The following is a 15104-nucleotide window of genomic DNA, read 5'->3' on the forward strand; positions in this document are numbered from 1 at the left end:
ACGGTCAAGTTATCCTGCGTAATCACCGCTTGGGGCGGGAAGCTGACGACACGTTCGCGGGTATCCACGCGGGATCGGACACGGTCGACAAATGGAATGAGGAACGTTATTCCTCCTTCGACAGTTTTCGTGTACCGCCCGAGCCGTTCAATGACTGCCGCCGTCCCCTGTGGGACCAACTTGATGGACATCATGATGATAAGGACGATGACCACAATGATGGCTGCGATCACGATAGTGCCAGCGCTCATGAATTAATCCCTCCTTTCTAAGACAAAAGCTGTGTTGCCTTCAATGCGGCTCACCACGACGGTGTCGCCAGGTTCGAAAACGTCGTCATGAAAAGCACTCCGAGCGGACCAGAAATCGCCATTGAGCCGAACAATCCCCGATGACGACGAAATCTGCTCGACGGTCTCCCCTGTTGTTCCCACCAAGGCTCGCGGTGAGAAATCCGCTGTTTCGATCTTTTCGCTGAGTTTGCGCTTCAAAAACGGACGCAGAACGAACATAAGTGTTAATGACACAACAGCGAAAACAACGACTGAGACCCAGAGCGGAGCCTGGAAAAAAGACACACCTGCTGCCGCGAGAGCACCGCCAGACAACATCAATAGTGCGAAATCGCCACCGAAAAGCTCCAGCACAGCTAGAAGTACCGCACCGATAAACCACACTAAGGCATTCACGTTGTCCAGCGTACAGAAAGGCTATGACAGAAAACAGGGTCGTCGTTTCTACCTACTCTGGTCCGACGGTGACAAAATCGACCAGTCGTTCAACCGCACCAATGAGCGATGAATCGACATCCCGAAAAGAATTCACGCTGTTATAGACGCGATTCCACCCCTCTTTCGGATCCGACCATCCGAGCCGTCGGCACACACCCGTCTTCCAATCCTCACCATAAGGAACGTCGGGCCAGGCCTTGATACCGACGGAGGACGGTTTGACCGCAGCCCAGATGTCAATAAACGGGTGGCCAGTCACCATGACATGCGGACCGAGCTCCCGAGTCAATAACGACTCCTTTGAACCTTCAACTAAGTGGTCGGCGAGGATACCGATACGACGCTCAGCCGTGGGATGAAATTCTTGTACCCGTTGCGGTGCATTATCAAGGCCCTCAAGGTACTCCACGACGACGCCTTCTACGCGAAGATCGTGGCCCCAGATACGCTCCACGATCGCCGCGTCATGGACGCCTTCGACCCAGATTCGTGATGGAGCAGCCACTTTGGCACGCAGGTTTTCTACACGTCGTGATCCGGATGCGCTTCGTTGTTGTCGAGGATCTTTTGGCGGAACATAGCGGACTAATGTGACGGGTTTTCCCTCGTAGAGGAACGCGCCTTTGCGCATTTTGAATAGACGCGTTCGTCGGTATCGGTCCTCTAACCGAACGAAATCTCCGTCATATGTCCGCTCAAATTCGACGATCGCTCCCACATAACCGCTGGCGATATCTTCAACCACTAAGCCAGGTTTAGCTGGGAGTACGGGGAACTCGCGGGGCTTGGAGTGCGGATGCCCGGCATAGATGTCACCTGAATAGCGGTCGTGGAAACTCATACCGAGGAAGTGTACTGAGGCGACGTGAACCTGGTGAGACGAGGACACGGTATCCCGTGAGAGGTGCTATGGTGGCACGCCATGAATGTGTCAACTATCTCGGGCCTATGCAATGAGTGGGCGCGCGTCCACCGGTTAGCAGCATGGACAGCGTTTTGGCTCATTGGTGAGGCGTCGACGGACGACACTATTGATGCGTGGCATGATCTGTATTCACTTCCGCGCAACGAGATGGTCCACTTCTTGGGCGAACTTCGACAGGCCGCGTCGGATTATTCGGATCACACTGCCGACGACCCACTCGTCCGTATAGTTTTGGCAGCGCCCGGTGATCCTCCGCACGTGCCCGGTCATTCGGATGGCCAGAAGGCTATTTCCCGCGCGGGAGCGGGATTGGTGATTTCGTCTGGGGATCCAGATTCGCGCGTATTGGTTATTCCCTCTCGTTCTGATGGGACCCCACGTTTAACGGCGTCGTCGATTGGGGAAGACGTGCCGGCTCCTCCGGCACCAGCGATTGGTGAAGCTGATTTAGCTCTTTCTGAGGCTACGAGGAACGCTGCGTCGATGATTACATCGATGCGAGCAGCTATTGCTGATGTCCCGGATGTGCGGCTTCGGGTGGGAACTCTGACGGATTTTTATGACTCCGCTGGTTTTCCTGCAGGTTTTAATCCGAGAGCAGAGAAACTGTCCGCGCGAGCTGACCATTTGTCAGCAATTATTGATACGGCACGCGCTACCGACAACGGAGCAACGTGGGACGAGCACGTCCTCCCTCTGCTCAGGGTTATTCGGCAGGCGCGGATAGCCTCGCTGGATTACGCTGTCCGCGAGATGCTTCGAGCGATACCTAGGTAATCTCTGTGGCTATTTATGGTGCTTATGCTTTGCCGGGGGTACACAGCAGTTATCAAAGCACGGGACTCCGTTGAGGCTGCACCCATGCTGGGGCTCGACGCCGAGGCGGAGAGGCTCTCTGCCTTCGATGTATTCATCGATCAAATCGATGATCATTCGGGTGAATCGCTGCGTCGGCCCCACGGTCGCCGCCCGCTCGATGGCCATATCAAAATCTTTTGCCTCATGGGCAAGTTCGGTGTCAAGGTCCCATGCCACTTCTACGTGGTCAGACACGAACCCAATAGGAGATACAACCGCAGCCGGAATCCCCTGGTCATGGAGTGTTGAAATATGATCCACAATATCGGGTTCCAGCCACGGAATGTGCGGGGGGCCGGAACGCGATTGCCAGACGAGGTCGAAATCATCGTCTGACAGTACAAGCTTGGCGGCCGTCAAGTGTGCTGCCTCATAGATCTGCCGTGAATACAGGTAGTCCCCATCACCTGGGTTTCCGGACGTCTTATCCGCGGAGACCGGAATCGAGTGAGCTGTGAAAACTATTCGACAGTTCTCTCTCCTGTCACTGGGTATTTTGGCGAGTGCTTCTTGGACGGCTTCTGCCTCAGCCTCGATGAACTCTGGGTGGTCATAAAACTGACGCAGTTTCGTTAAATCCGGGGGCGTAATCCCCTGCTCCTGGCAATGACGCCGTGCTTTTTCAATGTCCTCGTCGTATTGACGGCATCCCGAGTACCCCGCCCATGCAGAGGTGGCAAATACAAGCGCATGGCGAATTCCGTCGTGAACCATCTTCTCTATGGTCTCGTTCCAGAATGGATGCCAATTGCGGTTAGCGAAATACACAGGGAGGTTGCGCCCTTGCTTTTCAAGTTCTTCCTCGACGTGTCTAATGATCTCGCGGTTTAAACCGTTCAGAGGGCTAATGCCGTTGAAGTGGTGATAGTGCTCTCCCACTTCGTCGAGACGCTCGGGCGGGATGCCACGACCCCTGGTTACGTTTTCGAGAAAAGGACGAATATCGTCTAGTCCTTCTGGGCCACCGAATGAGGCAACAACGATAGCGTCAACGGGATACTCACTGGTCTGTGAGTTGCCACAATCGTTGGCGTTGATTTGGTTGTGTGCCGGTTGATCGCCCTTCCGGCCAGGCCGTTCTGTCAACGCCGGGGCATCGTTTATGGCCATCTCAACAGTCTCAATTCTCAGTAGACAATGGTGTTAACGGCAAAAGCCACACGCTGCGCTCGTGCCGTGCCAGTACACGACCGTACCGGCACGGTGATCCCCACGTCGATAAGGACGGGAGTGAGCAGTGCGTGTGGAATGCAGACCTAGCCTAGTTTATGAGATGAGCCGGACAACGTTCGGAGTCATGCCACCATAACGAACTGGGCTGATCTTGACGACTGAGCCGGACTCGGGTGCCTCAATCATCTGGTCGTTACCCAGGTAGATCGCGACGTGCTGGCTAGCGTTAGGACCGTAGAAGATCAGGTCACCACGCTTCATCTGGGAAGCAGGATACTGAGTTCCCGATTGGTACTGCGCTCCTGTGTAGTGTGGCAACTTGAAGCCAGCGATGTAGAAGGCGTACAGCACCAGGCCGGAGCAGTCGAAACCAGCGTGAGCGTAATCGCCGTATTGGTCAGCGACTCCGCCATCCCTAATGCCGACGGTTGGGCCATAGTAGTTTCCGCCGCCCCAGGAGTAACGCACTCCTAGCTGTGATTGCGCACGAGCGATAACGGCGTTGATCCGGGTTTCTGCAGAACCGCTGGTTGCGGTTTGTGCATTGTCGCCCGTGTTGGTCGTTCCCGTCGTAGAACTGTTTGCTGAGTTTCCTCCGCCAATCGAGGTAGCGAGTGAGGCCTGGTCAGTACCGTCGGTCACTCGGTTCAAGGCGTCAGAGTTGTTCTTGAGACCGTTGACTAGCTGTGAAGTAGTCGACGTGGATTCGTCGTCCGAGGATGAATCATCCGAATCGGATCCATCGCTGCCCGTACCATTGCTGGTTGATCCAGTGCTACCCGACGATGTTGAGCTGCTGCTCTGGTTATCAGTCGAGTTGTCAGATCCCGTCGAGCTGGAACCAGAGGCCGTGGATCCACTGTTATCGCTACCCGTACCGTTGCCAGTGGTGTCCGTTGTCGTAGACGCAGATCCCGAACCGGTGTTAGCGCTACCGGTGTTATTGGTATTACCGCTGTTATCGGACTGATTCTGAATCTGGTCCCACGCTTGGCGCGCTGCCTGACGTCCGCCATTAACGGCGGCAGCAACCGGGTCGTTTCCTTCCTGGCCTGCCTTCAGTCCGGCTGCTAAGGCCGCCAAGCCACTCGAGGTGAGCCCGATAAGCGCTTTGTCAGCGTCGTTAGACGAGGAATCGAAGGCTGCGCCCAAAATCTGCCGCAGCTTTTCGGTCAGCTCTTCTACACGCTTGACCGCCTCGGAAGCGATCGTCGCCAGGTTGGCTGCATTTTGACGTGCCTGCTCAACGGTTGGATCGCCGTTGTCTTCCTTCTCCTTGGCATCCTTGGCGGCAGCTAAAGCGTTATCAGCTTTCTGCTTCGCGTCGGCGGCAGCTTCGGACCGCTCTTTTTCGGTCTGGTCTGCAGCAGCGTAGTCGATGCCCTGGTCAGCTTTAGCGCCCTGGTCGTCCGCATTATCTGCACTACTGGAGCTGTTTGCCTGGTCATTCTGCGCAGAATCCTGCTGATCCTGGGCAGAATTGTCGGACGAAGCCGTAGCTGGCTCATTTGAAGACGACTGCTCAGTTGCATCCGACGATGGCTCCGTGGATTCCTGCGTGGGCTCTCCGGCCCCAGCATCACCGTCATTAGCCGTGTCGTACGCTAATTGCTCCGTTGTCGGCGCAGAGCTTGTGCTCGATTGGTCGTCAGAGGAAGCGCTGTCCGACGAGTTGTCCTGGTTGTCAGCAGCGTTTTCAGCTGATGGCGCAGAATCCGAAGCCGGTTTGTTGTCCTGCGTTGCCGAAGCAGAGGTGGAAGGACCTGCCGTACTTGCGTCACTGGCGTTGTTCTGAGCCGGTGCCCCAGGTGAATTGCTAGAGGAACCAGTCTTGTCGCCCTTTACTTCGTCGAGGCGTGACTGGATCTCATTCTTGCGAGCTTCGGCTTCCTGGATAGATTTTTGCAGGTCCGCTGCTTTTCGTGACGCAGTTTGAATCGCTTCAAGAGCCTTGTCCTTGGATTCCTTCGCGTCCTTACGCTTAGCGGAGGCGTCGGCAAGCAGCTTGCGGAGAGAGGACTCCTCATTAGCAGCCTGAGTACGCACTTTGTCTAGCTGCGAGACAACTTTGCGTTGCTTCGCTGCCTCGGTGCGCAAGTATGAAGCGCGGTCAAGAGTATTAGCGACGGCATCTTCACCGGCTGCCATCGTCACCGCATTGGAATCTTGACCTTGCGTGTACTGCGAACGCGACAGGGAGTTTAACTTGTCCTGGGCTTCCTCGACTTCTTTTTGGGACTTGTCGAGCCTCGCCCGCGCCTGGACAACCTTCTCCTGTGCATCGTTTGCATCGCTGGTGGCCTCATCCAGCTCATACACAGTCTTATTTGCTTCTTGACGGATGCCGCCTTGTTCATTTTGCAGCTCAGTCAGCTTTTTCTGTGCCTGAGTTAAATCGTTGGCAAGCGACGCGACGGAATTGGGATCGTCGTTGGGTGCTGCCATGGCATGTGGAGCAGAGGTTACCCCTAGCCCGGCACACAGCAAGACGGCCGCAAGCCGAGTGCGTGCATGTCGCGGATGGGACGTCCGGAAGGCCCTGCGGTCTACCACGCCATTTCTCCTTTGATTGGAAGCATTCATCGTCTGAGCTATGCCTGAAGCCGTCAGTCAATAGAGGTAGAAACCCGATAACCAGCCTTGTTACGGAACCTAGCCACCTGCGGAAGTGTTGATAGGAAGGTCAAGGGTTAAAGCTTGACGACTCCCTGCTCACTGTAGCCACGTTGGTGTGCCGATCCCCTCACCTCTTGTCAATCGGGCATACTTCCCCGCATGCCCGGTTGGTCAATGGTTGAAGAGTCTTCTCTAGCCTCAGGGGTTGACTCGTATCGACTTTGGTTGCACAGCTTTATTTTTTTGAACAGTGCCACCGTAGAGCACGTGAACATCGGAAGAAACTCTAATCACATAAAAAACAAGCTTCACATCCTGACACAAGTCTCGCTTAAAGGCTTGACCAGGGATGATAACGGAATAATTACAAAGTGTGATTTACACCACGTTTTAAATATTTTCGGCGTGTCAACTTGAACCTCAAGTTGAGGTTGAAGGTCTGGGAACGTTGTGGCGCTTCCCCTTAGTTTGTGGATCAGCTAATAAATGCGCCAGAAGCGGTCGCTCTCGGGCCTCTTTAAGTCCTCTGCCCTAACCCGACGGAAGTTGCCGACTGTAATGCGATAGCGAGCGCTCTAATTATGGAGCGCATTTTAATTCTTCCATGCGTTTGTCGACGCTGCGTGCCGCGTCGTAAGTGAATGTGTTACCCCAATACGTGTCGCAAGTGAAAAGAATCGATGCTCCACAAGCGACTTCCCGATCTGCCGGGATCAACTCTCGGCCCCGGAAGTAACTTTTGGGGGTGAATAAGGCCCCAGATTCGCTTACAGTACGTCTGTACTGTTAGAGTTTGGGCTGCAATATGCTGGGCAAACCCCCTTGTCGTGGGATTCTGAGAGCAAAGTTCAAGGTATTGCGCGCAGGCGGCCTTGAATGCTGCCACAATGGATCATGAGGAATCACGACGTTGTGCAGCTTTGTCAGTAGTTTTCTGACAGCTGTAACCCCTGAAAGTCGAAAGAGAAGAGGACTGGAGCTCGCTGTGTCAGAAAGTAAGAACTCCTTTGATGCCAAATCGACGTTGAAGGTTGGAGATAAGTCGTATGACTATTTCCGCCTTTCCGCCGTTCCTGGCATGGAAAAATTACCGTACTCCCTCAAGGTTTTGGGAGAGAACCTCCTCCGCAACGAGGATGGCAAGAACACTACTGTTGACCACATCAAAGCTGTTGCAAACTGGGAACCGAGCGCAGAGCCCGATACTGAGATTCAGTTCACCCCAGCCCGCGTCCTCATGCAGGACTTCACGGGTGTCGCCTGCATCGTCGACCTCGCTACCATTCGTGACGCGGTGGTCACGCTGGGTGGCAAGGCAGAATCGGTAAACCCACTCAACCCAGCAGAGATGGTCATTGACCACTCAGTGATTATCGAAGCGTTCGGCTCTGAAGATGCCATCGAGAAGAACGTCGAAATTGAGTACCAGCGCAATGACGAGCGCTACAAGTTCCTCCGTTGGGGCACCGGTGCTTTCGACAACTTCCGGGTTGTCCCCCCGGGAACAGGCATTGTTCACCAGGTAAACATCGAGTACCTCGCCCGCGTCGTGTTCGACCGTGACGGTCTTGCCTACCCGGATACATGTATTGGTACTGACTCCCACACGACGATGGAAAACGGCCTCGGAATTCTGGGCTGGGGCGTCGGCGGTATTGAGGCTGAGGCCGCCATGCTCGGCCAGCCGGTGTCGATGCTGGTGCCACGCGTTGTTGGATTTAAGCTCACGGGTGAGATCCCCGCCGGCGTGACCGCGACAGACGTCGTCCTCACCATTACCGACATGCTTCGTCAGCACGGAGTCGTCGGTAAGTTCGTTGAGTTCTACGGCCAAGGCGTTTCTTCAGTGCCGCTTGCTAACCGTGCAACCATCGGTAACATGTCGCCAGAATTCGGATCGACAGCGGCCATCTTCCCGATCGATGAAGAGACAATCAGGTACCTACGCTTGACTGGCCGTTCCGAAGAGAAGTGCGCGCTCGTCGAGGCTTACGCTAAAGAACAAGGCATGTGGCTTGACGAGAACACTCCGGAGGCAGAGTACTCCGAGTACCTCGAATTGGATCTGTCGACGGTCGTTGCATCGATCGCTGGACCTAAGCGCCCACAGGACCGCATCGAGCTCACCGATTCGAAGGCTCAGTTCCGCAAGGACCTTCACAACTACAGTGATGGCGAAGTCAAGGACGTTGTCGAAGCAGACGCTCCTGCTAAGGAAGATGTCGCCGCCTACAACGAGTCCCGGCCCGGCCACGGCGAATCTGCCGCCGAGGGCGCTGAGGGCCGCCCCTCGTCCCCGATCGTCGTGAAGTCCCCTGAAGGTGGCGAATACACGCTCGACCACGGCATGGTCGCCATTGCATCGATTACCTCATGTACTAACACCTCCAACCCCTCAGTGATGGTTGGTGCAGGTTTGCTCGCGCGTAAGGCTGCTGAAAAGGGACTGCACGCGAAGCCATGGGTCAAGACCATTTGTGCCCCTGGCTCGCAGGTTGTCAATGGATACTTCGAGCGTGCTGACCTCTGGAAAGACCTCGAAGCCCTCGGTTTCTATCTCTCCGGCTTCGGTTGTGCAACCTGTATCGGTAACTCCGGTCCGCTGCCCGCCGAAATCTCACAGGCCATTAACCAGGCTGACCTTGCCGCAACGGCTGTGCTGTCCGGTAACAGGAACTTCGAAGGCCGCATCTCGCCAGACGTCAAGATGAACTACCTTGCATCGCCTATCTTGGTTATTGCTTACGCAATTGCCGGGACGATGGATTTCGATTTTGACGAGCAGCCACTTGGCCAAGACCAGGATGGCAATGACGTCTACCTCAAAGACATCTGGCCCTCCACGGATGAGATCGAATCCACGATCGAGTCCAGCATTTCCCGTGAAATGTACGAGACTGACTACCAAGATGTCTTCGCAGGCGACGACCGCTGGAAGAACCTGGACACCCCGGATGGCGAAACATTCGCGTGGGATGATGAGTCCTCCTACATTCGCCGTGCCCCCTACTTCGATGGCATGTCCGTCGAACCGGATCCGGTTGAGGACGTGAAGGGCGCTCGCGTCCTCGCGCTGTTGGGCGATTCAGTGACCACTGACCACATCTCCCCCGCGTCGGCAATTAAGCCCGGTACCCCGGCGGCCCAGTACCTGGACTCCATGGGTGTGGCCCGTAAGGACTACAACTCATTGGGATCTCGTCGTGGTAACCACGAAGTCATGGTTCGCGGTACGTTTGCCAACATTCGCCTGCAGAACCAGCTCCTCGATGGGGTTTCCGGTGGATACACCCGAGATTTCACCCAAGAAGGCGGACCGCAGTCCTTCATTTACGACGCTGCGCTGAACTATGAGAAGGAAAAGACTCCTCTCGTCGTCTTGGGCGGTAAAGAATACGGCACCGGTTCGTCCCGTGACTGGGCAGCTAAGGGCACCCTGCTGTTGGGTGTTAAGGCCGTCATTGCCGAATCCTTCGAGCGTATTCACCGCTCCAACCTGATCGGTATGGGCGTCATCCCGCTTCAGTTCCCAGAGGGCGAATCCTGGAAGTCGCTGGGCCTCGACGGCACAGAGACCTACGACATTGAAGGCATCGAGAAGTTCAACGATGACACCATCCCGAAGACGGTCAAGGTGACCGCCACGAAGGAAAACGGTGAAACCGTCAACTTCGATGCAGTTGTCCGTATCGACACACCCGGTGAGGCGGACTACTACCGGAACGGAGGCATCCTCCAGTACGTCCTGCGTCGGATGATGAAGGAAGACAGCTAAGGCAGACTACTGCCTTCGCAACAGGTATTGGTCATGCCTAAAGTCAGTGACGTTGATCTCGAAAGACGGAGGTCACAGATTCTCGACGCCGCGCGTACATGTTTCGCCGAATACGGCTACGAAGGTGCAACTGTACGACGGCTCGAGGAGGCGACCGGACGAACCCGCGGAGCGATCTTCCACCACTTTGGCGATAAACAAGGTTTGTTCTTCGAACTAGCTCGCGAAGACGCGATTCACATGGCAGACATTGCGGCCTCTCACGGACTGATCGACGTTATGCGAAACATCGTCGACAATCCTGATGGATACCAATGGGCATTAACCCAGCTCGAAGTGGGAAGGCTCGTCCGGACTGACCCATCATTTCGTTGTCGTTGGAATAGCGAACACAAGCGTATCGACGATGCGGTGCGGCGACGGGTTTCCCAGCAGATAGACGACGGTGTTATGCGCACCGACGTGAGCCCTGAGGTCATTTGTTCGTTGCTGATCGTCGTTTTTGATGGGGTGCTCTCTGCCGTTGGTGCAGGTGATACTGCTCCGGAGCTCCCCCTCGCCCTTGATGTCCTGGAAGACAGTTTGCGCAAGTAGGTCGTGATAGGCCACTCACAGAGGCGCTGCGCTATGTAGCGCCTCTTTTTCATACCCTCATGCCTTTGACGGTGCTGCGTGCATATCTTGACGGCGCCGCGCCAGACTTCCAGGCGCGAGCGAGAGCTCCACGCACGAGGCACGTATGAGGGGTGGAAGCGCAGTTGTTTTCTTGCTATGGGTTCCCGCTATTCTGTATTACATGATCGCGATCATGACCGTCACCGGGTTAGATCACACCGGAATTATTGCTGCTGTGGCCACGCAATTGGCAAAAGTAGACGCAAATATTACTAACGTGTCTCAAACAATTATGGGTGATTATTTCACCATGATTCTGCAAGTAGATTTTGATGAGAATTCTCAAAGTCTCGATGCTCTACAGGATGCTATGAAACCCGTAGAGGTAGAGCAGAAACTCAAGATACGTCTTCAGTCGGAAGCTATTTTCCGTGCCATGCACGAGTTATAGGCCGGTGTTGGTATGGATACAAAGCATAATATTCTCGAGACCATTTCCATGATTGAGGAGCAGCGTCTCGATATCCGCACCGTGACCATGGGAATCAACATCCTCCACTGTGCGAATTCTGATATCGAGAAGGCTGCCACTCATATTTACGACACCATTACGAGCTGCGCTGAGCATCTCGTTCCGGTGACCGAAGGGATTTCCCGAGAACTCGGAATACCTATTGTCAACAAGCGCGTATCAGTCACCCCCGTGTCGCTAGTCGCTGCTGCCTCAGACTGTGTGGATCCGACACCCCTCGCCCACGCCTTGGATAAAGCGGCGAAAACCACCGGTGTGGACTTCGTGGGCGGCTATTCTGCCCTCGTCGAAAAGGGAATGACGAAATACGATCGGGCGCTTATCGATTCCATTCCCGAAGCCCTGGCATCCACCGGGTTGGTATGTTCATCGGTCAATATTGGCTCCTCCCGTGCCGGACTGAATATGGACGCCATCGGGCGGATGGGTGAAGTGATCGTTGAATCGGCACACTCCGACACAGAGAACTCGGTGTTGGGGCCTGCCAAACTCGTCGTCTTCTCCAACGCTGTTGGCGACAACCCCTTCATGGCCGGCGCGTTCCATGGAATTGAAGAGCCCGATTGCGTAGTTAGCGTCGGCGTATCAGGCCCCGGGGTTATCCAACGTGCCCTCGCAAAGGTGCCTGATTGCTCATTTGATGACATGGCGGAGGTCATTAAAAAATCAGCCTTTAAAGTGACTCGAATGGGGCAGCTCGTGGGAACATTAGCTGCAGACCGCCTAGGCAAACGTTTTGGAATTGTCGATCTCTCCCTTGCCCCTACTGCTGAAATCGGTGATTCGGTCGCTCACATTCTTGAGGAAATGGGGCTTGGCAAGGTCGGGACGCATGGCACGACGGCAGCCTTGGCGTTGCTGAACGATGCGGTCAAGAAGGGCGGGATGATGGCCTGCTCGCATGTCGGTGGGCTATCAGGTTCTTTCATCCCGGTTAGTGAGGATGCTGGCATGATCGATGCAGCCCGTGAAGGGGTTATCACCCTAGATAAACTCGAGGCAATGACCTCGATCTGTTCGGTGGGGTTGGACATGGTTGCGGTCCCCGGCGATACTCCCCCAGAGACGATTTCCGGAATGATTGCCGACGAAGCTGCAATCGGTATGATGAACCATAAAACAACTGCTGTACGAGTTATTCCGGTCCCTGGGAAGACCGTGGGAGACGACGTTGACTTCGGTGGTCTTCTGGGACGAGCCCCGATCATGCCAGTTCATGGAGCATCGTCAGCAACGTTTATTCGTCGTGGCGGTCAGCTCCCTGCGCCTGTTCATGGTTTTAGGAATTAATCTCTGGCATTGTTTGGCCTTGAAAAGCGAATTTACAAGATCGACGGATATAGACTAAGCTGTCTGCTATGAATTTTGTACTGTTCTCGCCTCGTCACGGAGCTGATGTTGCCGCAAGCGAACTTTATGACTTCATGAGTGCTAGCGGCCTTCAACCTCACGAGCTTGAACAGCGAATGCTTGATAGCGAATCCGCCGAACTGGGAGATCTTCACGGTATCGACGGCATCTTCGTCGGTGGCTCGCCCCATACAGTGACTAATCCTCACAAAGATGAGGAGCAGGAGCACGTCGAGCGCCTTCTGAGAGCACTTACGGGGACCAGGATTCCTGTCATAAATATCTGCTTCGGCGCCCATGTCCTAGCGGATACTCATGGCGGAACTATTGCCCGCCTCCACCCCGAAGACTCCGGGCCGACGCAGGTTCGCTTGACCGACGCTGCCGCGTCGGACCCGCTGTGCCGGTCGCTTCCATCCACGTTCCAAGCATTTACCGGCCACACGGAAAATATCGAGATCCTCCCCCAGGACGCCACCCTGTTGGCATATGGCGATGCCTGCCCAATCCAGATTTTCCGGGTTGGTGAGACACAGTGGGCGACGCAATTCCACGCGGAAATGGATGCGTCGGGGCTGCGTCAGCGGATGGAGTTCTATCGCAACTACGGTTACTTCGGCGTCGATGAGTTCACGTCCATCGTCAACGCTACAGCGAAAGTCGACGTATCCCCCGCGCGGCAGATTCTCGCCAACTTCGTCGATTTCTGCCGCTCATACTCTCGGGAGCTATCCCAGAGCGTCGCCTAGCTGCGAATCGCCGTCGGCGAACGGAATGATCTTATTCGGCGCGGTCGGTGCTTCAACCTCATACGCTGCTACGTGAGCGACGAGCTCTCGAGACGTATCTGCGGGGCGCTCCTGGTTTGCGGTGTCCTCTACGGTGTGGACGTCGATCCCCTTGGCCCGCTCCATGGTGAGGGCCGTCGGTGCCAGAATGGCGAAATCTAATGAGGAATCCAACAGATGTTGGTCCGCAGCACGCTTGGCTAACGAATAGTGGTAGAGCGAGTTGTCCTCGGGTAGGTCGACGGTTGTTGAGCCCCAGAAGCTGACCATGATGTAGCGCGGGGAGCTCTCTGACCGTTGAGCAGCGTCGATCGATGCTATCGCTGCGTCGCGGTCGACGGCATAGGTCGCTTCGGTGCCACCCTTGCCACCAGCTCCGGCGCTCCACACGATCGCGTCGACGCCAATGAGAAGCTCATCCCACTCTTCGGCAGTCAAAGAGGCGACGTCTTTAACAACCGGGTTTGCGCCGGTTTTGGTGATGTCCTCACTCTGATCTGGATTCCGAATGAGTGAATGAACGCTGAAACCATCTCTCACCAGCAGGGGCGCGAGTTTCAGCGCGACTTTACCGTGTCCACCAATGATTAGTACATTCTTCTTATCAGACATACATCCACTCTAAGGACTTTCTTCTGATTCTGCCAGGGTGGTGCGCCCGGCTCGATGGCCGCATTACATAGTCGCCCGTCTACGTGAGCTCCACGATCTCCATGTATTCGTCATTCCACATGTCCTCGTCGCCATCGGGAAGGACAATGACACGCTCCGGATTAAGAGCCTTGACTGCTCCAGGATCGTGCGTGACAAGGACAACCGCACCCGTGTACGTCCGTAAAGCCGAAAGAACTTGCTCACGCGAAACAGGATCAAGGTTGTTCGTCGGCTCATCCAAGAGCAAGACGTTCGCGCGAGACGCAACAAGAGCCGCCAACGCAAGACGGGTCTGCTCACCACCAGACAAGGTGCCAGCCGGCTGCTGAAGCTGATCGCCCGAGAACATGAAAGCACCGAGAAGACCGCGCAGGTCTTGTTCACCGGAATCGGGACACGCCTGAACAGTGTTTTCCCACACGGAAGCGTCGGGATCGATCGTGTCATGCTCCTGAGCGAAATAGCCGACTTTGAGCCCGTAACCAGTAACAATTCCCCCTTCCCCATCGCTTCGCTCGACGCCGGCGAGGAGCTTAAGGAGTGTCGTCTTTCCAGCACCGTTATAACCCAAAATGACGACGCGGGACCCCTTGTCGATGGCTAAGTCCACCCCAGCGAAAACTTCGAGCGACCCATACATCTTCGTTAAGCCGTGGGCGTTGAGCGGAGTTTTACCGCAATGAGCAGGCTCAGGGAATGAAATATGCGCAACTTTGTCCGAAACATGAACTTCATCGAGTTCGCTGACGATGCGGTCTGCGCGCGCTAGCATCTGCTTGGCAGCAGCTGCTTTTGTTGCCTTCGCCCCGAACCGTGCAGCCTGAGCCCGTAGTGCTGCGGCTTTCTTTTCCGCATTCGCCTTTTCACGTCGACGACGAGTCTCGTCGGTGGCGCGTGCCTGTTGGTATTTTTTCCACCCCATGTTGTACACATCGGCTTCGGCTCGCGTCGCATCCAAGAACCACACCTTGTTACACACGGCCTCGAGCAAGTCGACGTCGTGGGAGATAACCACTAAACCGCCATCATGCTTGCACAGGAAATCGCGCAACCATGTGATGGAGTCTGAATCCAAGTGGTTCGTTGG

13 protein-coding genes are annotated in these 15104 nt (G+C 55.3%); 6 read left to right on the forward strand and 7 right to left on the reverse strand.

Going from position 1 to position 15104, the window contains the following annotated elements; translation table 11 throughout:
- From Q3981_RS02000 to Q3981_RS02010, 3 genes are all read right to left on the reverse strand, one after another.
- On the reverse strand, window positions 1–251 hold a 251-nt coding region (locus Q3981_RS02000; RefSeq protein WP_303123460.1), incomplete at its 3' end, for an SPFH domain-containing protein.
- 3 nt (window positions 252–254) lie between these two features.
- Window positions 255–689, reverse strand: coding sequence for an NfeD family protein (locus Q3981_RS02005; RefSeq protein WP_041628816.1), 435 nt, complete (start codon window positions 687–689; stop codon window positions 255–257).
- A gap of 52 nt (window positions 690–741) precedes the next feature.
- The gene (locus Q3981_RS02010; RefSeq protein ID WP_303123373.1) at window positions 742–1572 is read right to left on the reverse strand and encodes a DUF3097 domain-containing protein; all 831 of its coding nucleotides are present in this window, start codon (window positions 1570–1572) and stop codon (window positions 742–744) included.
- Between the two features lie 81 nt (window positions 1573–1653).
- On the opposite strand from Q3981_RS02010, the gene Q3981_RS02015 reads away from it, so the two are divergent.
- Window positions 1654–2433 carry a hypothetical protein gene (locus Q3981_RS02015; protein ID WP_303123375.1) on the forward strand — a complete coding sequence of 260 codons (780 nt, stop codon included), beginning with the start codon at window positions 1654–1656 and terminating at the stop codon, window positions 2431–2433.
- Window positions 2434–2442: 9 nt separating this feature from the next.
- Here the strand turns inward: Q3981_RS02015 and Q3981_RS02020 are convergent, their stop codons facing one another.
- Both Q3981_RS02020 and Q3981_RS02025 read right to left on the reverse strand, forming a co-directional pair.
- The gene (locus Q3981_RS02020) at window positions 2443–3624 is read right to left on the reverse strand and encodes a ferrochelatase (RefSeq protein ID WP_303123377.1); all 1182 of its coding nucleotides are present in this window, start codon (window positions 3622–3624) and stop codon (window positions 2443–2445) included.
- Between the two features lie 156 nt (window positions 3625–3780).
- On the reverse strand, window positions 3781–6132 hold the full coding sequence (locus Q3981_RS02025) for an NlpC/P60 family protein (RefSeq protein ID WP_303123379.1): 2352 nt from the start codon (window positions 6130–6132) through the stop codon (window positions 3781–3783).
- Between the two features lie 1156 nt (window positions 6133–7288).
- Here Q3981_RS02025 and acnA point away from each other — a divergent pair.
- The 5 genes from acnA (at window position 7289) to Q3981_RS02050 (ending at window position 13324) form a co-directional block, all read left to right on the forward strand.
- Complete coding sequence (acnA, locus tag Q3981_RS02030; RefSeq protein WP_303123381.1) at window positions 7289–10078, forward strand: aconitate hydratase AcnA; 2790 nt, start codon at window positions 7289–7291, stop codon at window positions 10076–10078.
- Between the two features lie 33 nt (window positions 10079–10111).
- A complete protein-coding gene (locus Q3981_RS02035; RefSeq protein ID WP_046202311.1) occupies window positions 10112–10672 on the forward strand; it encodes a TetR/AcrR family transcriptional regulator in 561 nt (186 codons plus the stop codon).
- A gap of 202 nt (window positions 10673–10874) precedes the next feature.
- Window positions 10875–11144 carry an ACT domain-containing protein gene (locus Q3981_RS02040; RefSeq protein WP_041629296.1) on the forward strand — a complete coding sequence of 90 codons (270 nt, stop codon included), beginning with the start codon at window positions 10875–10877 and terminating at the stop codon, window positions 11142–11144.
- 12 nt (window positions 11145–11156) lie between these two features.
- Window positions 11157–12515, forward strand: coding sequence for a PFL family protein (locus Q3981_RS02045; protein ID WP_303123384.1), 1359 nt, complete (start codon window positions 11157–11159; stop codon window positions 12513–12515).
- Window positions 12516–12583: 68 nt separating this feature from the next.
- Window positions 12584–13324, forward strand: a complete 741-nt coding sequence (locus Q3981_RS02050; protein ID WP_296105744.1) for a glutamine amidotransferase — start codon at window positions 12584–12586, stop codon at window positions 13322–13324.
- Here the strand turns inward: Q3981_RS02050 and Q3981_RS02055 are convergent.
- Window positions 13304–13975, reverse strand: coding sequence for an NAD(P)H-binding protein (locus Q3981_RS02055; protein WP_046205190.1), 672 nt, complete (start codon window positions 13973–13975; stop codon window positions 13304–13306). The two genes, Q3981_RS02050 and Q3981_RS02055, sit on opposite strands and share 21 nt — an antisense overlap.
- Before the next feature lie 79 nt (window positions 13976–14054).
- Window positions 14055–15104, reverse strand: a 1050-nt coding sequence (locus Q3981_RS02060) for an ABC-F family ATP-binding cassette domain-containing protein (RefSeq protein WP_303123389.1), incomplete at its 5' end; no start/stop codon positions are given.

The organism is Corynebacterium sp., assembly GCF_030530965.1.
Lineage (GTDB): Bacteria > Actinomycetota > Actinomycetes > Mycobacteriales > Mycobacteriaceae > Corynebacterium.

What these genes read in the sequence shown, in the direction of transcription:
- Q3981_RS02010 (WP_303123373.1), bottom strand. Translation starts at nt 1,572, where the DNA reads ATGAGTTTCCACGACCGCTATTCAGGTGACATCTATGCCGGGCATCCG.
- Q3981_RS02015 (WP_303123375.1), top strand. Translation starts at nt 1,654, where the DNA reads ATGAATGTGTCAACTATCTCGGGCCTATGCAATGAGTGGGCGCGCGTC.
- Q3981_RS02020 (WP_303123377.1), bottom strand. Translation starts at nt 3,624, where the DNA reads ATGGCCATAAACGATGCCCCGGCGTTGACAGAACGGCCTGGCCGGAAG.
- Q3981_RS02025 (WP_303123379.1), bottom strand. Translation starts at nt 6,132, where the DNA reads ATGGCAGCACCCAACGACGATCCCAATTCCGTCGCGTCGCTTGCCAAC.
- Q3981_RS02035 (WP_046202311.1), top strand. Translation starts at nt 10,112, where the DNA reads ATGCCTAAAGTCAGTGACGTTGATCTCGAAAGACGGAGGTCACAGATT.
- Q3981_RS02040 (WP_041629296.1), top strand. Translation starts at nt 10,875, where the DNA reads ATGATCGCGATCATGACCGTCACCGGGTTAGATCACACCGGAATTATT.
- Q3981_RS02045 (WP_303123384.1), top strand. Translation starts at nt 11,157, where the DNA reads ATGGATACAAAGCATAATATTCTCGAGACCATTTCCATGATTGAGGAG.
- Q3981_RS02050 (WP_296105744.1), top strand. Translation starts at nt 12,584, where the DNA reads ATGAATTTTGTACTGTTCTCGCCTCGTCACGGAGCTGATGTTGCCGCA.
- Q3981_RS02055 (WP_046205190.1), bottom strand. Translation starts at nt 13,975, where the DNA reads ATGTCTGATAAGAAGAATGTACTAATCATTGGTGGACACGGTAAAGTC.